20 protein-coding genes are annotated in these 25,411 nt (G+C 36.7%); 10 read left to right on the top strand and 10 right to left on the bottom strand.

The window, feature by feature from the left end:
• Nucleotides 1-4: 4 nt before the first annotated feature.
• Complete coding sequence (locus H7A25_13545; protein MCP5500926.1) at nucleotides 5-1,885, bottom strand: ABC transporter ATP-binding protein; 1,881 nt, start codon at nucleotides 1,883-1,885, stop codon at nucleotides 5-7.
• On the opposite strand from H7A25_13545, the gene H7A25_13550 reads away from it, so the two are divergent.
• The gene (locus tag H7A25_13550) at nucleotides 1,884-3,383 is read left to right on the top strand and encodes an ABC transporter substrate-binding protein (GenBank protein MCP5500927.1); all 1,500 of its coding nucleotides are present in this window, start codon (nucleotides 1,884-1,886) and stop codon (nucleotides 3,381-3,383) included. The genes H7A25_13545 and H7A25_13550 overlap by 2 nt on opposite strands.
• Here H7A25_13550 and H7A25_13555 read toward each other — a convergent pair.
• Genes H7A25_13555 through aspS form a run of 5 tightly spaced genes read right to left on the bottom strand, consistent with a single transcriptional unit; the run spans nucleotide 3,343 to nucleotide 11,864 of the window.
• Entirely contained in the window at nucleotides 3,343-6,024 is a 2,682-nt protein-coding gene (locus H7A25_13555; GenBank protein ID MCP5500928.1) for a transglycosylase domain-containing protein, read from the bottom strand. The two genes, H7A25_13550 and H7A25_13555, sit on opposite strands and share 41 nt — an antisense overlap.
• A 15-nt stretch (nucleotides 6,025-6,039) precedes the next feature.
• A complete protein-coding gene (ybeY, locus tag H7A25_13560; protein MCP5500929.1) occupies nucleotides 6,040-6,498 on the bottom strand; it encodes an rRNA maturation RNase YbeY in 459 nt (152 codons plus the stop codon).
• Nucleotides 6,485-9,067 carry an HDIG domain-containing protein gene (locus tag H7A25_13565; GenBank protein MCP5500930.1) on the bottom strand — a complete coding sequence of 861 codons (2,583 nt, stop codon included), beginning with the start codon at nucleotides 9,065-9,067 and terminating at the stop codon, nucleotides 6,485-6,487. The genes ybeY and H7A25_13565 overlap by 14 nt, the downstream gene beginning before the upstream one ends.
• A gap of 19 nt (nucleotides 9,068-9,086) precedes the next feature.
• The gene (locus H7A25_13570; protein MCP5500931.1) at nucleotides 9,087-10,025 is read right to left on the bottom strand and encodes a PhoH family protein; all 939 of its coding nucleotides are present in this window, start codon (nucleotides 10,023-10,025) and stop codon (nucleotides 9,087-9,089) included.
• A gap of 36 nt (nucleotides 10,026-10,061) precedes the next feature.
• Complete coding sequence (gene aspS, locus H7A25_13575) at nucleotides 10,062-11,864, bottom strand: aspartate--tRNA ligase (GenBank protein MCP5500932.1); 1,803 nt, start codon at nucleotides 11,862-11,864, stop codon at nucleotides 10,062-10,064.
• A 93-nt stretch (nucleotides 11,865-11,957) separates the two neighbouring features.
• Here aspS and lpxK point away from each other — a divergent pair, with 93 nt between their 5' ends.
• A complete protein-coding gene (gene lpxK, locus H7A25_13580) occupies nucleotides 11,958-12,998 on the top strand; it encodes a tetraacyldisaccharide 4'-kinase (protein MCP5500933.1) in 1,041 nt (346 codons plus the stop codon).
• On the opposite strand, the gene H7A25_13585 is transcribed toward lpxK, so the two are convergent.
• The 3 genes from H7A25_13585 to H7A25_13595 are packed head-to-tail and all read right to left on the bottom strand — an operon-like array spanning nucleotide 12,993 to nucleotide 15,908.
• Nucleotides 12,993-13,907, bottom strand: coding sequence for a hypothetical protein (locus H7A25_13585; GenBank protein MCP5500934.1), 915 nt, complete (start codon nucleotides 13,905-13,907; stop codon nucleotides 12,993-12,995). The genes lpxK and H7A25_13585 overlap by 6 nt on opposite strands.
• Nucleotides 13,904-15,265 carry a DNA repair protein RadA gene (gene radA, locus H7A25_13590; GenBank protein ID MCP5500935.1) on the bottom strand — a complete coding sequence of 454 codons (1,362 nt, stop codon included), beginning with the start codon at nucleotides 15,263-15,265 and terminating at the stop codon, nucleotides 13,904-13,906. The genes H7A25_13585 and radA overlap by 4 nt, the downstream gene beginning before the upstream one ends.
• A gap of 4 nt (nucleotides 15,266-15,269) precedes the next feature.
• Nucleotides 15,270-15,908, bottom strand: a complete 639-nt coding sequence (locus H7A25_13595; protein ID MCP5500936.1) for a ribonuclease D — start codon at nucleotides 15,906-15,908, stop codon at nucleotides 15,270-15,272.
• 87 nt (nucleotides 15,909-15,995) lie between these two features.
• On the opposite strand from H7A25_13595, the gene H7A25_13600 reads away from it, so the two are divergent.
• Together H7A25_13600 and H7A25_13605 are read left to right on the top strand one after the other, a co-directional pair.
• Nucleotides 15,996-17,888, top strand: a complete 1,893-nt coding sequence (locus tag H7A25_13600) for an alpha-galactosidase (GenBank protein ID MCP5500937.1) — start codon at nucleotides 15,996-15,998, stop codon at nucleotides 17,886-17,888.
• Nucleotides 17,889-17,961: 73 nt separating this feature from the next.
• On the top strand, nucleotides 17,962-18,330 hold the full coding sequence (locus tag H7A25_13605) for a DMT family protein (GenBank protein MCP5500938.1): 369 nt from the start codon (nucleotides 17,962-17,964) through the stop codon (nucleotides 18,328-18,330).
• Nucleotides 18,331-18,434: 104 nt separating this feature from the next.
• Here the strand turns inward: H7A25_13605 and H7A25_13610 are convergent, their stop codons facing one another.
• Nucleotides 18,435-19,463, bottom strand: coding sequence for a class I SAM-dependent methyltransferase (locus H7A25_13610; GenBank protein ID MCP5500939.1), 1,029 nt, complete (start codon nucleotides 19,461-19,463; stop codon nucleotides 18,435-18,437).
• A gap of 130 nt (nucleotides 19,464-19,593) precedes the next feature.
• Here H7A25_13610 and H7A25_13615 point away from each other — a divergent pair, with 130 nt between their 5' ends.
• From H7A25_13615 to H7A25_13640, 6 genes are all read left to right on the top strand, one after another.
• Complete coding sequence (locus H7A25_13615) at nucleotides 19,594-20,910, top strand: MFS transporter (GenBank protein MCP5500940.1); 1,317 nt, start codon at nucleotides 19,594-19,596, stop codon at nucleotides 20,908-20,910.
• A gap of 2 nt (nucleotides 20,911-20,912) precedes the next feature.
• Nucleotides 20,913-21,623, top strand: coding sequence for a hypothetical protein (locus H7A25_13620; GenBank protein ID MCP5500941.1), 711 nt, complete (start codon nucleotides 20,913-20,915; stop codon nucleotides 21,621-21,623).
• Nucleotides 21,624-21,739: 116 nt separating this feature from the next.
• On the top strand, nucleotides 21,740-22,216 hold the full coding sequence (locus H7A25_13625) for a hypothetical protein (GenBank protein MCP5500942.1): 477 nt from the start codon (nucleotides 21,740-21,742) through the stop codon (nucleotides 22,214-22,216).
• Nucleotides 22,217-22,228: 12 nt separating this feature from the next.
• Nucleotides 22,229-22,585, top strand: a complete 357-nt coding sequence (locus H7A25_13630; GenBank protein MCP5500943.1) for a hypothetical protein — start codon at nucleotides 22,229-22,231, stop codon at nucleotides 22,583-22,585.
• A 6-nt stretch (nucleotides 22,586-22,591) separates the two neighbouring features.
• Nucleotides 22,592-24,376: a SpoIIE family protein phosphatase gene (locus H7A25_13635; protein MCP5500944.1), complete on the top strand. Its 1,785-nt coding sequence runs from the start codon at nucleotides 22,592-22,594 to the stop codon at nucleotides 24,374-24,376.
• Between the two features lie 72 nt (nucleotides 24,377-24,448).
• Nucleotides 24,449-25,408 (top strand): FecR domain-containing protein, encoded by a 960-nt coding sequence (locus H7A25_13640; GenBank protein ID MCP5500945.1) that lies wholly within the window; start codon nucleotides 24,449-24,451, stop codon nucleotides 25,406-25,408.
• Nucleotides 25,409-25,411 lie beyond the last annotated feature (3 nt).

The raw sequence follows: 25,411 nt of genomic DNA on the forward strand, positions 1-25,411 counted from the left end.
CTTACTAACTATGACTTGCAAATTGTAAGTCATAGAGTTTTTTATATTTCCCTCCTTTTTCCATTAGCTCGGCATGAGTACCTGCTTCCAGTATTTCTCCATCCTCCATATAGCAGATTCGATCCGCAACCTGTATAGTGGAAAGCCTGTGTGCAATAATAATAGTAGTTCGATTCTTATAAAGTCTTTCAAGAGCCATTTGGACAAGGCGCTCAGATTCCGTATCGAGTGCGGAAGTAGCTTCGTCTAAAATCAAGATTTGGGGATTTAAAATTAAAGCGCGAGCAATAGATATTCTCTGTCTTTGTCCCCCGGATAACATAACTCCCCTTTCTCCGACAAGTGTATCCAGACCTTCATCAAATTTACTAATAAACTCCATAGCATAGGCTTCTTCGGCTGCACGAACAATTTGCTCTTCTGTAGCAGAAGAACTTCCATATGCTATATTGCTCCTGATACTGGCATTAAACAAAAAGACCTGCTGTGATACTACCGCAATACTTCTCCTTAGAGAGGAGAGCTTCATATTTCGAATATCCGTTCCATCAAATAAAATATATCCTTCTGTAGGATCTATAAAACGGGGAATTAACTCGGCCAGTGTAGACTTCCCTGCCCCGCTCTCTCCGACCAGGGCAACAGTCTCCCCTGTCTTTATCTGTAAATTTACGCTTTTTAAGGTAAGTTTATTTGATCCGGGATAAGCATAAGATAAATCTTTTATTAGAATACCCTGATTTAATTTTTTAAATATCTGCGGATTTTCCACATCAACTATATCCGGCTCGGAATCCAAGATTTCAAATACACGTTCCCCGGCTGAACGTGAACTCTGTATAAGATTATACATTACACTGAGTTGCTTTATTGGGCGCATAATGAAAATCAGGGTCAAGAAAAATGCCATAAAGGAACCACGGGATATACTTTCCTGAGAAATAAGGAAAGCTCCATAGGCAAGAAAAATAGCAGATAAAATAGAGCCCGAGAATTCTACAATAGAAGGGCCTAATTGATGATAAAAATGCCCCTTGAAAGTTTTGGCTGCTAACTCTTCGCTAATTTTCCTGAAACGAAGGGACTCTTTCTTTTCCATAGAAAAAGCTCGAATTACCCGTATACCGGCCAGTACTTCCTGTAGATGTCCATTGAGTTCAGACAAGCGCTCCTGCTGACTTTTTGTAGCCTTCCGAATTTTCTCTGCAAATGCAGAAATCGGTCCCATAATAAGAGGCATAATAACAAAAACCAGTATAAACATTTTCCAACTTAAAAATAACAGAAGAAGAAGATGGGTAAGCACATAAAAAAAGTCATTAATGGCATCCTTCAAATCAGAACTTATTGTCCTGGCCAGTATATCAACATCATTAATGATGCGACTCATCAGTATTCCCGTCTTTTCCCGAACAAAGAGGTTTAGAGGAAGAATTTGTAATCGTTTATAAAGCTCGAATCTCAGGTCACGAATCGCGTAAAATCCAGCCGAGTTAATACAAAAAATAGCCCCGGTCAGACATATAAGTTTTAAAAGATAAATAGGAAATACAAGCTTTATGAAAAACCATACAGTTTCTCCCGGATTCATTTCTGAAAATTTTTGGTTGACCTTCGTTTTATAGTGTGCGAGGAGATATTCAATGGCTTCAATTTTACTAAAAGTTTTACCTGATTCTTTCTGGCTCAAAAGTTCTTTATCTCTTTTGGTAACAGCAATTTGAAACTTATAGTTTGAATTTTTACTCAAAGAATCAAAAATGGGTATCATGCTTGTTAATGATGCTCCATTGAAAATTGAAACCAGAAATGATAAGAAGATACCTATGATTAATCTGTATTTATATTTGAAAGAATACTTTAGAAGTCTTTTGTATATCGACATGCCCGGGTTTTCTTTTCCTTCTAAGTTTAAGAGAACATATAAAATATTTCTACTCTTATTGTCCTTACTTTTTTGCAAACCACAGAGCGATTTTCAAGATAAAAATGTTCTCAGACTCGGTATAAGTTCGGAGCCGAGCAAACTCGATCCAATATTTGCAACGGATCTTAGTTTTCAAAAAATTAGTATTCTTCTTTTTCCGAGACTTTTTACCGAAACCGGCCTGGAGGATTTTTCTATGGTTCAATCTTATACAGAAAAGCCAGGTGGAATTTTAAGAATAAAGCTGAAAAAGCTCTTAGATAAAAATGAAAATTCTCTGAATGCGGAAGATGTGCAATATTGCTTAAATCGCCTGCGTACTCAAACCGGTCCCAAGAAAAGCTTATATGCAAGAATCAAATCAATAAAAATATTGGGAACGAATGAAGTAGAAATACAATTTTTATACTCAAAAGAAAGGCTATTAGAATTACTCTCCCAGGCTTCAGCAGGAATCTATAGCCGTTCTATCCATGAAAAAGAAGGAACCTTTCATTCAGCAGGACCTTATCATATTACCCACTGGATAAAAAATAATCAAATCGAGTTATCAAGAAACCCAAATTTTATTAGCAATTCTCCCCTACCCTCTACATTGATATTGCAGACAATAACGGAGTCTACTATCGCAATTTATCTTTTCTCTAAAAATCGGTTGGATAGTTTTAAGCTACCTTATTTTCTAAGTTCTCACCCTGCAACAGAGAAAGGAAAAATGTATACTTTAGAAAGTCGCTCGGTACAATATATTGCGATAAATGCGAGAGAAAAATGTTTCGATATTTCCTTTCGAAAAGCTCTTAATTATGCCGTAAATAAAAAACTCATTATTGATAAGCTATTTTCTTCCCGAGCGAAAGAAACCTATGCTTCTATACCATTAGATTTTTATAATAATTTAAATATCCAAACAGTTCCGACTTATCCTTTTGATGTAAAAAAAGCGAAATATTTATTAAAACAGTCTGCCTGTTATCCGGCAATTCTGAACCGAACTTTGGAGTTTCGAATGAAATCGGATGATGAAAATAAAGCCAAAGGTGCTGTTTTAGTCCAGTATCTTAAAAACATAGGCCTTAGAATTAAAATCATTCCACTAGAAAAAACTAAATTATATAAAGAAAATGGAGAAGGAAAAGGAGATCTGACCCTTTTAACCTGGTACATTGACTATAATTCTATTTATAATTTTATAGACCCTCTTTTTTACTCTAAAGCCATGGGAAATGGAGGTAATCGCGCATTATATGCAAATATACTAATTGATAAATTTATTGAAAATTACAGAAACAAGGATCATATTCCTATAGAAAAACAGAGAAAAAATCTGGAAACCATCACACATCATCTGTATGAAGAGGCCCCCTGGATTTTTCTCTGGTCTTTAGATGAAACCTACTTAACCTCTAACAAATTTAATTTGTTCCGGGATTCGGCGAAGTTGTTTCTGTTTTAGGACTTTCATTTTTATCTATATTAAAATTCGGAGGATTTTTTTCTTCCGATGGAGGATTAACCGGTTCCTGGTTTACTTTCTCTTTTAGCTCAGTACTTATTTCCTTATTTTCTTCTACAAATCCACCTTCATCTCCTGAACTCGGAGGGGGTGAATTTGTATCCGGTAGCTCTTTTATTTCTTCTATCGGCTCATCAATTGTTTCTAAGGTTTCATCAAAAGGATTAATTAAACTTTCCTCTTCTTCCACAATATTCTCATCCCGGTGAAGCTCTTCTTCTTCAAAGGCAATTCCTTCCTGATTTTCATTACCTTCTCCACGGGTATTGATATAGACACTGCCTGGATCAATACTGGCAACCGGAATTTCTTCTTTCTTCGGTTCATCACCTCTATAATAATACTGAGCATAAACGGGATGAGCACATTCAGGATAATCAACTAATAGTTTACCATTATCCCCACATACATCTACCTGTATATGATCACCCTGTATTGAACTTACAAGATTTTGCCCCATCCCTTTTTTTACTTTAATATAACGAGCATATTTCAACCAGATCTGACCTGTAATCCCGGAACCCGAACCCGGAAAAGGAGCACCCAAATCATTTCCGACCCAAACAGCACTTACATTGGAAGGAAAAACTCCCACAAACCAGGCATCCCGAATACCGGAACGATTACTCCATTTCTTCCGAATTTTCCCCGGAATTTGCACGGTTCCTGTTTTACCGGCCATAGGAAACCATTCACCCTGACTCAATTTTACAGGCATAGTTCCCTCCTCACTCAAAACCGCTTCCATGAGGTTTAAAGCTATAGCACAGGCAACTGAATCAATAATTTGGGTACCTTCTTCCTTATCCTGCTCAAGTGTGTATAGCTTATTTCCGGCACTATCCTCTATTCTTAAAATCTTCTTCGGACTTACTTTTTTTCCACCATTGGCTATCACTGAATAGATGGTTGCCATTTCAACAGGAGTAAGTTCTCCGGAGCCAAGAGCGAGAGACAGGTTTTTACCGAATCTTTTTTCTATGACTTCATAAGGAATACTGAGTATTTCAGAAAGTTTATATAAAAAGTAGTTAACACCAATTTCCTGTAAAAGTTTTACAGGAATCGTGTTTACTGATAAAGCAATAGCCTGTCTTGCGGTTATAGGTCCTTTAAAACCCTTGTACCAGTTTTTGGGAGAATAACCACTTATATTTAGTTTTTCATCGATTACCAGACTTGAAGGATTAATAATTCTCTTTTGTAGGGCAAGAGCATAAACAAGACCTTTTATGGAAGAACCCGGTTGTCTGCGAGCTGCCTCTGCTCTATTTAAACGATAAACAGAAGAAATTCGATAAGCTCCTACCATAGCTTCAATGTATCCATTTACAGGATTCATGGACACAAAACTCCCATTCATGCTATTAATAATTTTGTCTTCGATCTTACTTTCCGCAACACTATTTTTCTTGATATAATAATTTTTTCTATCGTTTAAAGAACCCCTTACTCTTTCGATTCCTTCCCTGAGTGCAGCTTCGGCAATAATTTGTTTTTCGTAATCCAGACTCGTGTATACACGTATATCTTTAGAATCAAGCTCTTCCTGCGGTATCTTATCGAAAACAAATTTTCTAACACTTTCATTAAAGTCAGGAGCATGGTTAATCCTGAATTGTTTATCGTATCCATACTTCCCAATTATGCTGGAATAGTGCTTCCTTTTTTTTTGTTGTGAGTCTTTAACCTCTCTTACCACATACTGATTCATAAACTTCCGAATTTGCTCAGAAATAGTATGCCTGTAACTCTGATCTAATTTTTTCTTGTTAAAATGTAAGTCTGTATTATTGGCCATATCGAACATAACTCGCTTCTGTCTGGCAAGAGCAATATGAAGGTTTTTTACCGGATTGTATACAGAAGGAGCAGGGATAAGACCGACTAAAAGTGCAGCTTCTGCAGGGCTAAGTTCTTTAGCGGATTTACTATAATAAAACCTTGAAGCTTCTTCCAGACCCGTATTTCCTTCTCCCATGTAAATCTGGTTCATATACATAGCCAATATGGATTCTTTATTATAATTACTTTCAATATAGTAAGTACAAAAAACTTCGGAGAGCTTATTCATCAAATTTCTTTCTCCGAGATTTAAAGTTAATTTGGCGAGCTGTTGTGTAATAGTACTTCCCCCCTGAGAAAGACGCATCTTTGCCAGGTTTACTATAAAAGCCCGAAATACAGCAGAAAAATTAATTCCTCCATGTTGAAAAAAATCCCTATCCTCGGAAGATAGTAATGCCCAGATAATGGTTGCATGATCCTTTATATTATCCGTGCGTATGGGTTTAAAACTTTTTCGATTAAACTCACCTATCAATTTTTCATTGATGTCGAATATTTTAATAGGACGACTCTTAATGATGGCAGTCTTGCTACTTACTTCTTTATAATAACTATCAAGATTTTTTATAATCAGATCTCTTTTTTGAAACCACATAATATAAGAAGTAACCAGCATACCGGTCGGAATAAAAAATATAAGAAATATAAAAATTTTCAGAACAAGGAATATATTTTGTTTGTTCCTCTTAAAAAAGCCCGGGTTTGAATTATCTATTGGATTCTCGTTTTCCATATGTTTCTCCTATTTTTAAGAATTCGTACCTGTAAAAATCAAAGACAGACATTCATCTTCTTTTTCCTTCATTTCTAATTCCTCTCTTTCTCCAAGTTCATGATCATATCCTAATAAATGTAGAATACCATGAACCAATAAGCGATAAAATTCATCTATTTCTCCATGCCCTATAGATAAGGCCTGACGCTTTAAAGTATCATAAGAAATTACAATTTCTCCCAATATTGGATAAGGAGTACTAACATTTAGCTTATCATGTATCGGAAGAGAAAGGACATCTGTGCTGGAGTCCTTTTTTCTATAAACTCGATTTATTTCACGAATGCTTTCATCATCAGTTACAAGCAAAGACAATTCATATTCCGTATATCCACCTACGAAGGACAGAACTTTATCTACATTTATTCTGATTTTCTCTTCATCTAAATCGCAAAAATAAGAAAGATCAAGCTCAAAATTAAATACCGGCATCCTTTTTCTCCCTTGCTACACTCAGGCTCTTTTTCTTGGATGCAGTCTTTTTCTTTCTTACTTTTTTCTTTGAAACTATTGTCTTAATTTCTAAATTTTCTATCTCAGTATTCTTTTGAAGATGAGGAAGCACTTTCTCGCCTGTGTCTATACTTTTTTCAGACACGCTTTTATCCTCAGGAGATTTATTTTCTTGTTCTGATTTGTCCTGTTCGGATACTTCTTTTCCCTCTAATTTTTTTGTTTCTTCCGGCTTTGGATATTTCGGCCTGGAATGCAGACTTGATAGTAGAACTTCTTTGAAGGATGATTTAATGATTAAGAGGTCTCCAATGGTAAGACCGGACTCGTCTAATTGACTTTCTGCCAGTTTTATATTAATTATTTTTTGTATAAGTTCATCTACACTTTCCGAACTTACCACATCAAGCGAACGACTGGCAGCTTCCACCGAATCAGCGATCATAACGATAGCAGTTTCCTTAGACTGAGGCTTGGGGCCGGGATACTGAAAATCAGATTTTTTAATATTACCTCTCTGTTCATTAGTTAAGTCGGCCAGGGCTTTATGATAAAAAAATGCCATGGTACTCGTGCCGTGGTGTTCCGGGATAAAGTCAATTACCTCTCTCGGAAGACGAGCTTTTTTCGCCATTTCAATCCCATCGGTAACGTGGCGAATCACAACTGAAGCCGCTATGGATGGATTATTCTTATCCACATTTTCCGGTCTGGGAATAAGGTGCTGATTTTCAATAAAGAAACCTGCATTGGGAATCTTTCCTATATCATGGTAATAAACACCTACCCTTGTAAGAAGCCAGTTCAAATTTAAATTTTGAGCTGCTCTTTCAGACATAGCTGCTACCATAAAAGTATGAGTATAGGTAGAAGGAGCCCTGGTAAGAAGGGATTGCAACAGGGGATGACCCGTATCAGCTAATTCCATCAATTTAAAACGAGTAGGAATATTAAACAGATATTCATAAATTGGCAACAAAAATTGAGCGGCAGTAGTGCATATAAAACCGTTGATGAGACAAATTAAATAAAGCTTAAAAATATTAGAATGTAATAGATCGGAAGTAAAACTTCCACTACCCGTACTCACCCAATAGGGTCTGGAATCAAACAAATAACCGCTGGTGGAAACCAACATTTGCATCCCGGCAATTACAAACCCGGATTTAATAAAATCGATTCTTTTGGTAAGTTTCCTACCGTAAATCGAAGCGATGATAGATGTGCAAAAAGAAATAAAGAAAGAGGTTGGATTATAGCGAGAAGAAATAAATACAAATAAAGAGAGATAAAAGCCTATAGCAATAGAAAGTTGTATATCATAAATAAAACTTAAAAGTAAGCCTACCATACCTATTGGTACAAATATAGCAAAATAGTAAACCGATTCGAAATCGCTTTCCGGCTTATAAAAAGCAGCACTGATAAAATATGTGGCAATGGAAACAATCCAGATCATGCTAAATACTACCACATTACTGGATACATCGTTTAAGCGTCGTCTGTCATAGCCTTTCAAGAAAAAGCCAATAATCGAAACAAAAATAACCTGGATAATTAAAAGGGAAAGAATAGAAGTAGTGTTAGCATTCGATGCGTTATCGTTGATAATTTCCAGTTTTTTCTTAATCTCAGGAGTGATGAGTTCTCCCTTTTTGACAACCGTTTCATTAGCTACAATTCTACTTTTTACAACCGGAACTTTATTCATCCTTGCCAGTTTTTCTTTTTCGGTTTCTTCCGGATTATAAATACAGGCAGGAAAGGAGTAAATATAAGATACTACAAATCTTTTAACTATGGGAAGAACATTCGGATCTAATTTAATCTTATCATCTAAGATCCGACCCAGTCTATAAAAGTATTTATTCTTATCATAAATAAACTTACGCGGGAAAATTTTCGTTCCTTCTATGATAGAATTTTTCTCCTGCGAACCTTTATTAACTATATTACCACCTGATTCACTCATCTTACTGTATTCTTCAGGGGTATCCTTCATAATACAATGCGTAGAAAAAAGTAAATTAGTACCTTTTAATACAGCTTTTCGAACCAAATCTTTTCTTTTATAGTTAAGCAATAACTTTAAATCGGCTCGTTCCCTCTTTTTCCAACGAGGATTTTTACTCTTTAATAGAGGAACAATCCGGCTTGCATTTTCATTGGTTCCCAGAGATTCGAGATTATCAAAATCTTCATTGATATAAGAGTTTAAACTGTTTAAAACAGTAAAATCTCTCTCAAAGATATAGGCTGCACTCTGATATGCTTTTTGTCTTTCCAGATTAGTTTTTTGCATATCCTCATAAATAATCTCTTTATTAGAAATTACAGTATCGGGAGCAAAGTTCCCTATGGCAAAGGGAGAATTTTTACCCAGTTCAATTCTTTCCTGGCCCAGATAAGGAGAGGCCACAAAAAAGGTGATCATGATAAGTGTAATGAGGACAAGTATGAGTTGTAATTTTCTTACGAAGGATATGGGTCTGACCCTGGTTAATATATCAGTTATCAAAGCCATGATAGCTTCTAACATTTTCCACATACCTATCCCCTTACATTTATTAGACCAGGCTCTCGAATTTCTTAACTATTACTTCAACAAGAGAGTGTCTGGATATGTCTTCCTTACCAAATTCAACTACCCCTATTTTGTTTGTATCCCGGAAGGCATCTACTACCCTTTGTAAGCCGGATTTCCCGGTCGCAAGGTCAACCTGGGTGACATCACCGGAAACACTCATAACCGAATTTCTTCCGAGTCTTGTCATAAACATCTTAAGTTGGGACATGGTACAGTTTTGAGCTTCATCTAATATAATAAAAGAGTTAGATAAGGTTCTTCCCCTCATAAAAGCAATAGGAGCAATTTCAATTTTATTAACTGAAATAAGTTCCTGTGTTTTTTCAAAACCTATACATTCATACAGAGCATCATAAACCGGTCTTAAGTAGGGATCTACCTTTTGAACCAGATCACCGGGTAAAAATCCCAGAGACTCTCCTGCTTCCACAGCAGGCCGGGTCAGGACAATCCTTTGCACTTCGCCTTCATTCAGAAGGCGACAGGCAGTGGCAATACTTAAAAAAGTTTTTCCTGTTCCCGCCGGTCCGATTCCGAAACTGAGCATATTCTTTAAAAGGCTGGTAATATACTTTTCCTGGTTTCGGGTCCTAGGGTAAATATGTCTTCCACGGAAGGTTGTAAGAATTTTTTCGCTGGGTCTCCAATCGCTTCCGGGTTGACCGTTTTTATGAATCAGGTAGTTTATATCAAAGGAATCGAACTCCTGCTTGTCCGGCCTCCTCTCAAAATTTTCCGTAAGGTTGTTAAAAAATTCAATAGCTTCCTGAACTTTCTTTTTTTCACCACCTAACATCAAGGAGGTTCCGCGGGGGATTATATCGATTTCCAGCTTTTCTTCCAGTTCCGGGACAAGAATATCGTTAATACCGCATACCTTTTCATACAAAGCCTCGTTCAGAAAAGAGAACTTTAGCATTTCAGCGTGTTGTTTTCTGTTATTAGAAGAACTCATTTATATCTTAATATTCCGAATTTTTAATTCGGCAAGCTGTTTTTCATCTACCGGTGTTGGGCATTCGCTCATCATACAGGTTCCTTTTTGCGTTTTAGGGAAAGCAATTACATCCCGAATAGATTGAGACCCGGTCATTAACATGAGAACCCTATCCAGACCGAGAGCAATTCCACCGTGAGGAGGAGCACCGTATTTCAGGGCTTCCAAAAGAAATCCAAATTTCGCTTCAGCTTCTTCTTTTCCTATTCCAATTAGCTCAAAAACCTTTTCCTGTATGGATTCGCTGTGTATCCTGATGCTTCCTCCACCTATTTCGTTCCCATTCAGAACCAGGTCATAGGCTTTGGATAAAAGATCTAACTTTTTAGCCTGCAAATCTTCAAGACTAGCTCCCTCCAGATCCTCATCCCTTGGTGAAGTAAAAGGGTGGTGAACGGCTGCAATTTTGCCTGTAGCCTCATCTTTTTCGAAGAGCGGGAAGTTAACCACCCAGGAAAAATGATAAGAATTTTCAGCAGGAGTATCAAATCTCTCGGAAAGTTTCAAGCGCAGGGCTCCCAGGCTGGAATTTACAATTTTCGGAGTATCGGCCCCAAAAAATAGCATATCACCCGCTTTAGAACCGAGTCTTTCTGCAATTTTCTGCAAACATTCGGAAGAAAAACGCTTGGTTATGGTAGATTCTAAACCCTCATTCCCGTGTTTCATATAAGCAAGACCCTTGGAACGATAGTCCCGTCCGAGCCAGTTCGTCAGGTCTTCTATTTCTTTTCGGGAAATCAAAGAACCTCCCGGAACGCAGATGGCTTTTACCACTCCACCTTTTTGCAGAGCACCGGTAAAAACCTGGAAATCAGAATCAGCGACCAGGTCGGAAACATCATGTAATTGCATTCCAAAACGTAGATCAGGTTTATCGGAACCATATTTTTCCATGGCTTCTTTATAATCGATACGTAAGAAAGGAGCTTTTACCTTGAGACCGAAGGCTTTATCAAAGGTATGAACCACCATTTCTTCGATTTGACTTTGTATATCTTCCTGGTCGATGAAAGAAAACTCCATATCGAGCTGGGTAAATTCCGGTTGTCTGTCTGCTCTCAGATCCTCATCCCTAAAACATTTCACAATTTGGAAATATTTCTCAAAACCTCCCACCATGAGGATCTGTTTAAAAATCTGGGGAGACTGAGGAAGAGCGTAGTATGCTCCCGGATGAAGACGGGAAGGAACTAAGAAGTCTCTGGCTCCTTCCGGTGTAGATTTATTTAAAATGGGTGTTTCGATTTCTAAAAAGCCTTTAGAGTTTAAATATTCCCTCAAAGCAAAAATAAATTGATGACGTTTTATGATTTTATCTTTTAAGGAATCCTTTCTAAATTCAAGATAGCGGTATTTCAGGCGGATTTCTTCCCCGGAATCATCAAACTCGTCTAGGGCAAAAGGAGGAGTTTTGGAAGGATTCAAGTCTTCTATTCTTTCGATAACAAGCTCAAACTCCCCGGTTGGAAGCTTGGGATTAATCGATTCATCGCTTCGTCTTTGCAGAATGCCTTCTACAGCAAGAACATGCTCGGAACGAACGTTTTCAGCGATGCTAAAACCATCTCCGAGATTTTCTTTCCTGGCCACAATCTGGATAATTCCGGTTCTATCACGCAGGTCTATAAAAATGACTCCTCCCTGGTCTCGAAAACGAAAGGCCCAACCACAGAGAAAAACCTTTTTACCAACCTCTGTTTGTTTCATATCCAGAGCCCATTTACGATTTTTAAAATTCTCCTTAACCCAGCTTTTCAATCAATCTTCATCCTTCATTTTTTCTGTAAGGGTTTAAAAAACATTGGATTTAGGCAAGTTAAATATTATTTATAGCCTCGGAGGGTTTTTGGTATGCCAGAACGGGTGCTTCGATTTTTTTTATATCTTTTTTATCCCTTAACTTTACTTTACAGGTTCTTATTTTTTTTAGATAGACTTTTAAAAAAAGAAAATTATGAGCTTAAAGATGCTGTTGTTATCAGTGTAGGAAACTTAAGCACCGGGGGAACCGGAAAAACACCCTTTATTCTTTACTTAATTGATTTTTTCGACAGACATTACCCGGCTTACCGTTCCATTGTATTAAGCAGAGGATATGGTGGAAAAATGAGCGAGCAAGGGATGCAGGTAGAAACCTTCAACTCAACTGAAGACTGTGGAGATGAGCCCTTTCTCATTAAATTTAATCGACCCGAAGCAGAAGTAATTATTGGTAAAAAACGTTATCATGCTTACAGGAAATTTCAAAAAGAGTCTTCCGCTGCAAAAGTAATCTTTTTAGACGATGGTTTTCAGCACCATGAATTGGCCAGAAATTTCGATATTGTTTTAATTGATTCAGACAAAGGTCTCGGAAATGGGTTTACGATTCCACTCGGACACCTGCGGGAACCCCTATCCGGTTTAAAGAGAGCTGATATGGTGATATTTACCCGCTGTAAACCGGAAAACGAAGGTAAAAGGAAAGAACTTAAAAAAGAAATTTATCGGATTAAAAAGGAACTTCCCATTCTGGAAAGCCATCTTAAGGCCGAATGTTTGTTGAACTCCAAACAGGAAAAACATGATTTAGAAGAATTGGCCAATAAAGAGATATATGCCTTTTCCGGGATAGGAAACCCTTATTCATTTGAAAGAATGTTGGTACAGTACATGCCCGCAAAGGTTCACTTCAAACATTTTCTGGATCACCATAGCTTTAGTGAAAAAGATATAGAAAATATTATAAAAGAATCCAATGGTTACCATTGGATTATATGCACCGAAAAGGATTTTGTGAAAATCAAGGATTTCCGGATAGAAGGTCTGGAGAAAATTTTTTACCTAAAAATCCATTTTGAACTGGAAAAAGAAGAACAATTATTAGAGCAATTTAAGTGCCTCGCTTTATGATTTCTGTATTCGAGTTTTACAGTTTCCGGCATAGGGAATATCTTTTCTTCCTAATAGACCGAATACAGAAAGAAGCATCATGAAAAGGTAAAGCAAAAAAGAGAAAGCTCCGACTGTATGCAAAATACTGAATTTATACAGGCATAAAACTAAGAAACTGAAAGCTATGAGAAAGTTTAAAATATACAGATAAAAATTATCGCGAATAAAAATAAATAAAAGGCCAAATATAACTTCCGGAATATTTACCAGACTTAAAGCGGCTGTATTTGCATCCGGGTACAAACGAAAATAGATTTTATGCACCAGGTAACCCTGGAAATAATAACCAAGATAGAGCGACTGGAATACCCAGAAAAAACATAAAGAAAGTCGAATCAGGTATAAATTCATGCTTCGTTTCAAAGAAAGTGAAGGAGGAATTTCCTTTTCCAGATATATCTTAAGTCTATCCAGACTATAAGCCGTTACAAATTTCAAAATATGTCGAAATAGTAATATATCGAATAAAAACCCCAGTTTCCCGTATCTCGGCCTATATTGAAACTCGGTTCGAAACAGGGTAGAGTTTTCCGTTTCGGGGATTAGAAGATGATAACCCTTTCCTCTTCGAATCGGACAATGAGAATCTTCTGAACCAAAATTGAGTGTAGAATAAATCTCTCCATTCTCCCCTTCCTTTTCCTCAATTTCTCCGTAACCGCTGAGTTGAAAGAATCTTCCGAAGATAGAACGAACAAAAGAAAAAGTGAATATACCTTTTTCCCTTTGTTCTTCTGTCTGCTCTCGGATAAAAATTCGACTAAACCGTAAATCCCAGTTACTCTGATGCGTGGGATGGATAGCTTCCCTGACCTTTTCTATGGGTGCTCGGATTCGTATTTCTAAAAAAATATCTTTTAAGTTCATGCGAATACCTTTTCAATTTCTCGAATATGCCGGATTCCTGAAATTTCCTTTCCCGCTGAAGAAGCTTCTGTAATATTTCCTTCCGGGATGAGAATTTTTTCAATACCGATAGATTGTAGTTCTTTAATGCGTGTATTGATATGGCTAACAGGTCGAATTTCTCCGGACAAACCCACCTCCCCGATGACAGCCAGTTCTCCGCGGGGTTCTTTGTCAAGATAGCTGGATATAATACTTACACAGATGGCCAGATCCAGAGCCGGTTCGTCAACATTTAAACCCCCTGTCAGGTTACTAAAAATATCACACTCAATCATCCTCATATCAAGATACTTTTCGATGACAGCGGCCATTAATACAAGTCTTCGATTATCCAGTCCTTCAGCCATACGCCTGGCCTGCGAAAAAGAAGTACGGCTTACCAGTGCCTGCACTTCTACAGTTAAAGCCCGACTTCCTTCCATAATAGCTGAAAGCACAGAACCTGTTTTTTCCTCCCGATTCCTGGAAATAAAAAGCAGGTTTCTATCAATTACTTCACGTAAACCTTCCGAATACATTTCAAATACGGCAATATCTCCTACCGCACCGAAACGATTTTTAGCAGCCCGTAATATTCGATAATAGTTAAGTTTGTCTCCTTCAAAATACAAAACCGTATCGACCAGATGTTCTAATACCTTGGGGCCGGCGATATTCCCTTCTTTTGTTATATGACCTATGATAAAAATGGGTATATTTATTTTTTTGGCAGTCTCCAAAAGTTCCTGGGTACACTCCCGAAGCTGTGTAATGGTTCCTGCCTGATTCATAAGAGATTCCTTATGTATTGTTTGGATGGAATCTACAAAAACCAGAGAAGGTTTTTCTTGTAAAATCATAGCTGATATATTCTCTACATAACTTTCTCCAGAAATAAGAATATGCTCTGATTTGATTTTCATCCGCCTGGCACGAAGACTAATTTGGGAAGGAGACTCTTCTCCGGATACATAGATAACCCTGTGATTCTTCTCAGCCAATTTACGAGAAATTTCCAGTATTAAAGTGGACTTACCCACACCCGGCTCTCCTCCTATAAGAACGAGAGAACCGGGAACAATTCCTCCTCCGAGCACCAGGTCAAGCTCGGAAAGTCCGGTCTTTATCCGCTTATATTCCTCCTGTTCAACTTCCTGAATCGATACCGGTTTTGCATAAGACAGAGACTGGGAACTTAAGGGTTTACTAAACCGATCTGAAGAAGAGACTTCTTCAATAATACTACTCCAGGTTCCACAGGAACTACATTTTCCTGCCCATCTGGAAAATACAGTTCCGCATTCCTGACAAATAAAATTTTTTGTCTTTTTTTTCAAACCTCTAGTGTTCCAGAATTCCTGTCATTTCAAGGAGATCCAACTCCACCATGGTAGGAATAAAACGAAAACACTCTTCGGCTAATTCCAGCCTCCCTTCTCTTTCGAGCATTTCGCTGAGTATGGATTGAAGAGTTGCCAGGTAACGTACATCTTCGCAGGCGTATTCGATTTGATCGAAATTTAGATTTTTCTTGCCCCAGTCAGAGGATTGATTCTTTTTATCCATATTTTCACCGAAAAACTCACGGATGAGTTCTCGAAGACCGTGTCTGTCCGAATAGGTTCGACTAAGTTTACTCGCTATCTTGGTACAAAAAATAGGATTCACCCGGATACCCAACCAGGATTTTAAGGAACAGAGGTCCATACGGGCATAATGAAATATCTTGGTGATAGCCGGATTTTCGAGGAGTGCCTTCAGTCTCGGGGCTTCCGTTTGACCCGGAACGATTTGAACGAGGCTAAAATTATTTCGAGTATCACACATTTGGACTACGCAGAGCCTGTCACGACGGGGATTCAATCCCATCATTTCACAGTCTACTGAGAGCGTATCATCTTCGAGATAGGTTTGAAATATGCTTTCATCCAGATCGCACTGGAATAGAATGGGTTTTATTTTAGAAGGTTTTGGGCTCATAAGTTATACTTTCATTTAGAGTTCAATAAAACAAATATTTTATAGCTTAGATTTAGAAAGAAATATTTTTTTTAGAAGGGGGAGGAATTGGAAAACATTGAATTAAGTTATATCCTTAATGGAAAATTAGAAAAAACGGGATTTCAAGTCGGCGAAGAAGGGGAGTTTCGGAGTAAGGACGGCTTTTTCATACTCAAATCCCGGAGTTTAGTTAATCGTTTTCAGGGTCAGCATATATCTCTCAGCCTTCATTTCAGCGGACAAAACCCGGGAGCCAGCAGTCTTGAACTGGAAACTCTAAAAGTGGATATAAAGGCTCCCAGGCTTCAATCAGCCCTCGTATTTCAGCAGGGTTATCAGTCCTGGTCTTTCTCCGTAGCTTACCAGCATACCGAAAGAGACCTATCACCCGCCCTGGAATTTTTACGCTATAACGAGGAAAATGTTTATACTCACCATTCAGGAAAGTTCGGGGACTTCCAAACAGAAGGTTTTATGGCCCTGTATTCCGAAAAGGATAAAAAAGGTTTGCTGGTGGGGGCCAGTTCAGCAGACGGACCCAATCAAACCTACCGTGTTCTATATAAGCCGAACGGAGAGATCCATTCTCTTTCGGTTTCTTTTGGCTTATATTGCAACCGGGAAGTAAATGTAAATGCAAAACTGGATCTGGGAAGCCTGGATACCTATGAATTTAAAATTAGCCCAGAAGAAGCACTGGAAAATTTTGCTCGCTTTAGCTCTGAAAAATATGCCAGACCCACAAGAGAAATGCCAACTCCGAGAGGCTGGTGTTCCTGGTATTATTATTATACCGAGATCAATGAAGATGTAATTTTAAACAATCTGCGTCTATTACAGGAAAAGCAACCCGGCCTGGAATTTTTCCAGATAGATGATGGTTATCAAAAAGAAATTGGAGATTGGCTACTTTTTAATGAAAGGTTTCCGAATGGCCTAAAACCTATTGTTGAAGAAATCAAAAAGACGGGAATGAAACCGGGACTCTGGCTTGCACCTTTCTTAATCCGAAAAAAATCCGAATTTTTCCAGACCTATCCCGAAGCTGTTTTACGTGATACAAAAGGAAACCCGGTTCCGGCCCTCTGGAACCCACTCTGGGGCTGGGACTATACCTATACAATGGATGCAAGTCATCCCCGAGCCTTAGAGTTTTTAGAACATGTATTTGATGTACTGGTAAACGAACTGGGCTTTGTTTATTTAAAGCTTGATTTCTTATATTCGGCTTCTCTTATAGGTGAAGCTTTCGATAAAAGTTTACACCCGGCGAGCCGTTACAGGAATGCTTTAAAACGAATTCGTAAAGTAGTTGGAGAAGAGGTTTTCCTACTCGGTTGCGGTGCCCCCCTGGTCCCTTCCTATGGAATTTTTGATGGAATGCGCATAGGTTGTGATGTGGCTCCATTCTGGTATCCCGAATGGTTTAGAAAATTAGCGAATGATAAACATGCTCTTTGTACGGAAAAAGCCCTGGTCAATACCTTAACCCGAAGCTTTCACCATCGAAATCACTGGTTAAATGACCCGGATTGTTTATTAGTTCGTAAAGATAAAAATTTTATGACCGAAAAGCAAACCATCCTTATGGCAACTATAATGGCAATGAGTGGAGGAATGCTCCTTATCAGTGATAATATGGAAACTATAGCAAATTCAAGATTGGTAATATTACAAAAAGCGATAGAATTGAGTAAAGCCTGCGAAAAGAAAAAGTCTATTCCTCTCGGAATTTTTGAAAGCAAGTTTCCAAAAGGATTTTATAATCCGGCAGGTTTTTTAGGGATCTGGAACCCGGAAAGAACAGAGAAAGTTATAGAACTTAATCTTCCGGAAGAAATTCCTCTTTCCGTTTTTCGTGACTATTGGACCGAGAAAAAGATAAGTGAAATCTCTATAAAAGGAAAGAAGCTGCACGCCAATCTTTCGGCCTTTCAAACGTATGTGTTTCAGTTTTAAATAAAAACCGGATAAAGTTCTTCTATCTTTTTTAGAAAAATACGATATAGCTATTTAAGGAAAGTAGAATTTTATGAAAGGTTTATTGAGTATTTTTTTACTCATTTTATCCAATACGTTTATGACTCTTGCTTGGTACGGGCATTTAAAATTTGCTGAATTAAGCTTCATGAAAAAGGCAGGTCTTTTTGGTATCATTCTTATAAGCTGGGGAATTGCCTTTTTTGAATATATCTTCCAGGTGCCGGCAAACCGAATAGGCTTTATAGGAAATGGAGGACCTTTCAGTATCTGGCAACTCAAAGTAATTCAAGAAGTAATTACTTTGAGTCTCTTTACATTTTTTGTGCTTCTGGTATTCAAAACCGAAACTTTTCGCTGGAATTATCTTATAGGATTTTTCTTCCTTATTCTGGCAGTATTTTTTATTTTTAAAAAGTGAGTTTTATATACCAGACACCTTTCAACATAAAATCATAGTTGAAGTAAGCAAAAATCTTTCTTTTCATCATACCCAATTAAATAAGAAACTATTTCAACACTTCCCTATATTTTTCTAAAGGTATAATGAGAGACAATCCATTCATTTCCTCTATCATATCCAAATAGTTCAGCAACAGCCATAAAAAAAATACGCCAGTACTGCAACCAGGCAGAAGCCCGCTTTTCACCATAAACACCTGTAAAAATTTTTAACACTTCCTCTCGATTTTTATCCAAATTTTCTAACCAGGCATTGGAAGTTTTTTCATAATGCTTACCATTATATATAATATGCGATTCATTGAAGAAGCCTCTGGCAAAGTAAAAGAACAAGTGCCGGGATGGCATAATACCTCCCGTAAAAAAATACCGAGACATCCAATCTGTATCATCCGTATCTTCAAACAAATAGGCCAGGTCTTTGTGACAAAATATATGGATAAATAGTAAACCCTCCTCTTCAAGAAAACTATGAATCTTCTTAAAAAGCCCATCATAATTACGAACATGTTCAAACATCTCTACAGAAACAACTCTGTCAAACTTTCTATTAAGCTCTAAAGTATTAATATCACAGGTAATCACTTCAAGGTTATGAAGATTTCTATCTTTTGCCTGTTGTAAAATATAATCTTTCTGGCTTTTAGAATTAGAAACAGCCACAATCTTAGAGTTCGGAAATTGCTCAGCCATATATAAACTTAAAGAACCCCAACCACAACCCAGTTCTAATATTCTTTGTCCATCGCTCAATTTTGCAGTTTCAACAGTTTTTGCCAGCATCTTAGCTTCTGCCTGTGATAGATCTTTTGTAGTATCATCCCAATAACAGGAGCTATATTTTTTATACTTCCCCAATACCAGATTATAGAATTCAGCCGGAACTTCATAATGCTGCTCATTAGCTTTATCTGTATCAACAGCAATTTTACTGGATTTCAATGTCTCCAAAAGATCTATAAATTTCTTCTGCTGTTTTTCTATCGAGCTTTCCCTTTCCTGCTTAAGCCTCTGAGTGCATAAAGAACGAATTCCTACACGTAAGATAGCATCAGGTAAGATTCCTTTTTCCAAAATTGCATCGAAGTTCATTCAAGCCTCCTTCCTAATTTTTAAATAGATGGATCTATCCTGATGAAACAGCCTGCATAATTATCTCCTATTGTCAAATGTTTTAATTTAACATTTGACAATTTTTTATAATTATTCTAAATAGATTTTTATGTATAAGAGCGAATATAAGCTAAACAACCTGAGAATTACCGGTATTTCCGTTGCAGAAACCGGCATCTTTGCCCTCGAAGTAATGATTCGACTGTATCTGCTCAATTTTTATACCGATGTTGTCGGTCTAAAAGCAGAATTAGCAGGACTGGCTATCTCAGCAGGTATTTTCTGGGATGCTATTTCCGATCCCTTAATGGGCATTCTCTCTGATAAAACCCAAAGTTCTTTGGGAAAAAGAAGGCCTTATATACTGGCCGGAAGTATTGGTCTGGCATTAGCCACTTTTATTATCTTCAATCCACCATTTTTAGAAAGCAACTCAGCCAAATTTTCCTATTTATTGCTTAGTTTCATTTTTTTGAGTACCTGTCTTACTGTTTTAAGTATCCCCCACACCGCTCTCGTGGCAGACATTGCAGTGGATCCTGATAAGCGAAATAAGATCTTCGCTATCAAAATGATCCTCGGAAATATGGGCTTACTCTTAGCGATTAGTCTCCCGCTTCTTTTATCACAGGAAAAACAGGGCTTATCTGATTTTTACAGTCTATCCTTTATTCTGGCCATCACGATCATCACAAGCGGTTTATTCAGTTTCTTTAGTAGTAAAGGCTTCGATACCAATACCCACAAAAACCCTTCAAATCAATTAATTAGCTTATTATTAAAACAGGTAATAGCAAACAGGGCATTTCTTTTATTTATTTTAGCTTATTTTATTGCCTACATTGGGGTTGCTATCAATTCCAGTCTGGCTTTGTACTACTACCAGTACAAACTGGGACTCAGAAACCAAGAGATAGGTCTCATTCTGATTATCTTTATCCTGAGCTGGCTTCTCGCCAGTCTCTTATGGCTATCACTGAGTAATCGATTCCATAAACAAAAATTAGCTTTTTTAGGTATCTTTCTTCTCGGTGTCCTTACCAGCATATCTTACCCCTTTTTCCCGGAAAAACAATTATTTTATCCCTTATTTATGGCTGTAATAGGTGGTTTTTTAGTTGGTTCCATCTTCCTATTTGATTCAATATTAGCCGATTTAGAAGAAGCTGATAGACTAAAAACAGGCACTGAAAAGGACGGTATCTATTTCAGTCTGGCTAAATTTTCAATGAAAGCCTCTCGCTCTTTCGCCGTGGCTCTGAGTGGTTTTTTATTAAGTCTTATACATTTCCTACCCAAACAAGCACAGAATCCCGAAACCAATTTTCAATTGGGTCTACTTTTTGGTCCCTTTGTAGGTTTCTTTTTTATTTTAAGTTCGATTTTATTTTTGAAAATCCCCCTAAAGAAAAATGGAGTTATATGAATATGAATATCTTTTTTAAACTTCTTTCAGTCTGTATCCTTCTTTCCAATCCAGTTCTTGGAGAAAAAATTTTCTACCGTGGCAATGCCTATGAATCGAATACAAATAAATTTCTATATTCAGAAAATCATATAGAACTATACGAAAATGGTCGGCATATTTCTTCTACAGTACTGTATAAAGACAGAAATAATACAGTTATAGCAGAAAAGAAAATTGTATTTAAAAAATCTACTATAGCACCGGAATACAGTTTCAAAGACAAACGCAACGGTCAACTGGAAAAGGTAAGAACATCCGGTGATATGATAGACATACAATACAGAGAGAATACAAACTCAGCCTTAGAAAAGGTCAGTATACCCCGAACGAATAATATGGTGATAGATGGAGGCTTTGATTACTTTGTTAGGATGAATTGGGATATTATTTTAAAAACTTCAAGTATTTTTTCCTTTGTTTCAACATCCAGAAAAACTACTTTTTCTTTTAGTATTCAATTTACAGGAAAAGAGCAGTTTAATGACTTACTCTGCGCAAAATTTATCATGCGCCCCGGGAATCCTATTTTAAAATTTTTAGTCAAACCTATAATATTACATTATAGCTGGGAAAACAAGAGACTTATTTCTTATCAGGGATTATCAAATATAGCCGATAGCAAACAAGATAAAAATTATTCCGTAAGGATTCTTTTCAATTATCCGAAATAAGAAATATAGGGACGATAAGCTCACTTTTCTTTCGAACCGGATAAAAAAAGCTGGATACAATTCCTATCCCCCTGTATTATAAAAAAAGGCATTATTTACACATAAAGGGAAATCGGATGAATGATAATAAGCAACATTTCCACATGGAAGTTTCACCTCTCTGGAGTTTAATCGCTGAAGTTAAAAATAAAGTCTCAAGTTTAATGGCTGATTATGAGAAAGGGCAGGTAGAGTTCGCCAGTATGGTTATCTCGGAGTTAATGGAAAATGCAATTAAGTATGGTGTTTCCAAAACCGATCTTCCTTATGTCGGAGTTGAGTTTACCATTGAAAATTCCTTTGTCAATATTCAAATCAGCAATGGAATTCATGATGAAAGTCTCGTGAAAGACTTCCTGAAGATCATGCAAAAAATCATGGAAAGTGACAATAAAGAAGAGCTTTATATCATGAGAATGCAAGAAATCATGGAGAACCCGGAAGCAACCGGAAGTCAGTTAGGTCTTTATAGAATCGCAAGTGAAGCTCAGTATGATTTAAGCTATTCTATTAAAAATAATATTTTAACAATCATTGCAACCAAACAGTTATAAGAGGAGAATATCATGCAAAACTTAAACGTCGATAACTTTTCTATCCACATAAGTGAAGAAGAAAATAAAGTGATATTAAAATGGAAGGGGAAAAGTGAATTTCGGAACCCCAGTGAAATTTTAAATCCTTATTTTGATGAAATCCTTTCTGAATTAAAATCTGCCGAACTCCATGTAGATTTCACAGGATTGGAGTTTATGAATTCTTCTACATTTCCGGCCATACTGAACTTCATGAAGAAATGCGATCAACTGAGTTTAAAGACCCTGTTTATCTATAATGCTTCTTCGGAATGGCAAAACGCTTCATTTAAACCCTTAAAAATGATAGGTTCCAAATTAAACCACATAAATTTTGAGGCTAAATAATCCTTTGTGCCTACCAACAAACTTCTTCAAGATGTAAGCCACATTCTTCAAAAGCTTGTTCATGCGAAAAGAGTATGCATAGCAAGCCTTTCTGTTACAGGTATTTCTATTGAATCCTTTTCCGGAGATCCGTTAAAGCTTCCCTTACAAGAATTATACGAACAAAATCAAATAGCTCCTTCGCGAAATAGCTCATTTCATATTCTTCATTCTCATGATAGAACTCTTGGTTTTTTATATATTGAAAAATCTGAAAATTCTCCCAATGAAACTCCCATTTTGCATGATTTTATTGACCATATAATAAATATATTAGAATACTCGAATCATCTTATATTCCAAACAGAAGAACTTCAAAAAACTAAATATTCCAGAGATGGTGATTATTTTTTAATCTCCCTGCTTTTAGATTCTCTTCAAATCAATTATAACTATATTCCCAATATAAAAACAGATTATCTTATTTTCCAAAAAAAACAATTTTATTTCAATAAACGAAATGGTGAAATCGGAGGAGATCTTTGTCAGACAGATACTATCTATTTAAATGATGGGCACCAATATACCGTTTTCATTAATGGGGATGCCATGGGTAAATCAGTGCAGGGTGCCGGAGGAGCCATTGTGCTGGGAGTTGTCTTTGATGCAGCTCTTTCGAGGGCCAAACAAAGAAAAAATAAAAATTATAATACATATCCGGAACACTGGTTAAAAGAAGTTTTCTTAGACCTTCATTATGTCTTTGAGTCCTTTCAGGGAAATATGTTTTCTTCTTTTATCTTAGGCTTAGTCCATCCGGAAACCAAAACATTGTATTATATCAATGCAGAACATCCATCAAGTATTCTATACCGAGACAAAGTAGCCACATTTTTAGAAACTGAACCTCACCTGAATAAACTTGGTTTTCCCGAACAGGATAAAAATCTCTCGATACGACTTTTTAAATTACTCGATAAAGATATTATCATCATGGGCTCCGACGGGAAAGATGATTTAATTATTGGTTACGATGAAAAAGGAAATTTTGATATTATAAACAATGATGAGAATATGATTTTAAAATGTGTACAGGAGGCTGATGCAGACTTAAAGAAAATCTATGAATTGTTGTCAAAGAATGGTAAATTTAAAGATGATTTATCTTTACTGAAAATCGAATTCAAGGACAAATATAAAAAAGTAAAAATATCTGAAGACATTGAAACCAGTCTATTAAATATTTATAATATACTGAGAGAGCGAATGCAAAAAACAGATTACAATACTATATTAAGTCATTTTTATTCACTCAAATTGTATATAGATAAGGTACCCAGTCTATCCAAACTCTTAGCTAAAATCTATTATAATGAATTTGACCTGGAGAAATCGGTAGAATTTTTTGAGAAATATTCTGAATCTTACCCTTCTGATAATCTGTACATCGTTCCGGAAATATATATACAGTTTCTTGAAATTTTATGTGACTATTATATTGCCATTTTAGAAACGGATAAAGCCATTGAATGCCTCGAAGAATATATCTACATTGAGCCCTCCAACAACAAAATGCTTTTTAAACTTTCTAAATCTTATCTCAGTTTAAACAAATTATTAAAAGCTCACGATACAGCCGTTCGCCTGATACTCAGAGAACCTGAAAATTTTGATTACCTGATCCATATTTCAGACATATTTCTAAAACTAAAATATACAGAAGAAGCTCAGGAAAGCATTCAAAAAGCAAAGAAAATCAATCCGAAAGACCCTATCGTACTAAAAATTTTGAAAGAGCTAAAAAACCTCTAAAAATGAGGTATTTTTTTCTGTTGTCCGGAAAAAAAAGTTGCCCTAAGTTGTTATATATATAAGGAGTAAAGGATGCAAAGAAAATTTATTGTCATAATTATACTTTTTCTCTCTCTCAACTTTTCCTTCTGCGAAAACTCTCAAAATCAAAATCTTTCCAAAAAAGATAATTCGAAAACAGAAACCCCGGGCGGCCCTAAAGCCAGGGTCGCCTGGTTAAACGGAAAAGTAATCTTACAAAGAGAGGGTAAGGAAATAAAGGCCAGCACCGGTATGGAGCTTTTTCACAAAGATACTATCCGTACCGGCCCAAAGTCCAGTCTCGAAGTAATGCTGGAAAAGACCGGAATTATAAAAATAGCTGAAAATTCCCTGGTAAGCCTCCAGACCTTTTATGATCAGGAAGGTTCCCGACATAACCTGCAAATCAAAATGGGAAAAGTCATTTCGGTTCTAAAAAAACAGAACAAGAATTCCGAGTTTTCTGTTACTACTCCAACTTCTGTTGCGGGGGTAAGGGGAACTTCCTTTTTAACTATCGTAGAAAATCCGGAAACAATTCGCGCCACAAAGAAAAAGGTTCCCTGTGATACAAACTGTGTTGTACATTTTGCTGTAATCGAAGGATCTATTGCAGTAAAAAGGCACAACGAAAAAGATGAAGTTATTCTGGAAAGAAACACACAGCTTGAACTAATTCCTGGAAAGAAGCTTCATAGAAAACTTATTCGTCCTTTAGGAAAACGTTCACTTCGTGAACTAAAACACATGGTCATTTTCCACAAAAATGATTTGATAGGATACACAGGTCTTATCGAAGAACTGAAAAAGAATAACGAAGAATTGCGTCGTATTGAAATGCATATCGAACTGGAAGAAACCAGGGAGAAAATGATGCGCAATGCTTCCAGAAGAAACCTTGCAGATGAAGTCATTAAAACAGCAGAAAAAATAGACGATACACATTATATTAAAAAAGAAATTCATAAAGATAAACTTAAACTCGAAACCAATAAGAATTTCGAGGATTAAGCC

The sequence above is a fragment of the Leptospiraceae bacterium genome, assembly GCA_024233835.1.
Classification (GTDB): domain Bacteria; phylum Spirochaetota; class Leptospiria; order Leptospirales; family Leptospiraceae; genus JACKPC01.

Excerpts from the sequence above, each read along its gene's own strand:
- H7A25_13550 (MCP5500927.1), top strand. The coding sequence starts at position 1,884 with ATGCCCGGGTTTTCTTTTCCTTCTAAGTTTAAGAGAACATATAAAATA.
- H7A25_13545 (MCP5500926.1), bottom strand. The coding sequence starts at position 1,885 with ATGTCGATATACAAAAGACTTCTAAAGTATTCTTTCAAATATAAATAC.
- H7A25_13555 (MCP5500928.1), bottom strand. The coding sequence starts at position 6,024 with ATGGAAAACGAGAATCCAATAGATAATTCAAACCCGGGCTTTTTTAAG.
- ybeY (MCP5500929.1), bottom strand. The coding sequence starts at position 6,498 with ATGCCGGTATTTAATTTTGAGCTTGATCTTTCTTATTTTTGCGATTTA.
- H7A25_13565 (MCP5500930.1), bottom strand. The coding sequence starts at position 9,067 with ATGTGGAAAATGTTAGAAGCTATCATGGCTTTGATAACTGATATATTA.
- H7A25_13570 (MCP5500931.1), bottom strand. The coding sequence starts at position 10,025 with ATGCTAAAGTTCTCTTTTCTGAACGAGGCTTTGTATGAAAAGGTATGC.
- lpxK (MCP5500933.1), top strand. The coding sequence starts at position 11,958 with ATGCCAGAACGGGTGCTTCGATTTTTTTTATATCTTTTTTATCCCTTA.
- H7A25_13585 (MCP5500934.1), bottom strand. The coding sequence starts at position 13,907 with ATGAACTTAAAAGATATTTTTTTAGAAATACGAATCCGAGCACCCATA.
- H7A25_13595 (MCP5500936.1), bottom strand. The coding sequence starts at position 15,908 with ATGAGCCCAAAACCTTCTAAAATAAAACCCATTCTATTCCAGTGCGAT.
- H7A25_13605 (MCP5500938.1), top strand. The coding sequence starts at position 17,962 with ATGAAAGGTTTATTGAGTATTTTTTTACTCATTTTATCCAATACGTTT.
- H7A25_13610 (MCP5500939.1), bottom strand. The coding sequence starts at position 19,463 with ATGAACTTCGATGCAATTTTGGAAAAAGGAATCTTACCTGATGCTATC.
- H7A25_13615 (MCP5500940.1), top strand. The coding sequence starts at position 19,594 with ATGTATAAGAGCGAATATAAGCTAAACAACCTGAGAATTACCGGTATT.
- H7A25_13620 (MCP5500941.1), top strand. The coding sequence starts at position 20,913 with ATGAATATCTTTTTTAAACTTCTTTCAGTCTGTATCCTTCTTTCCAAT.
- H7A25_13625 (MCP5500942.1), top strand. The coding sequence starts at position 21,740 with ATGAATGATAATAAGCAACATTTCCACATGGAAGTTTCACCTCTCTGG.
- H7A25_13630 (MCP5500943.1), top strand. The coding sequence starts at position 22,229 with ATGCAAAACTTAAACGTCGATAACTTTTCTATCCACATAAGTGAAGAA.
- H7A25_13640 (MCP5500945.1), top strand. The coding sequence starts at position 24,449 with ATGCAAAGAAAATTTATTGTCATAATTATACTTTTTCTCTCTCTCAAC.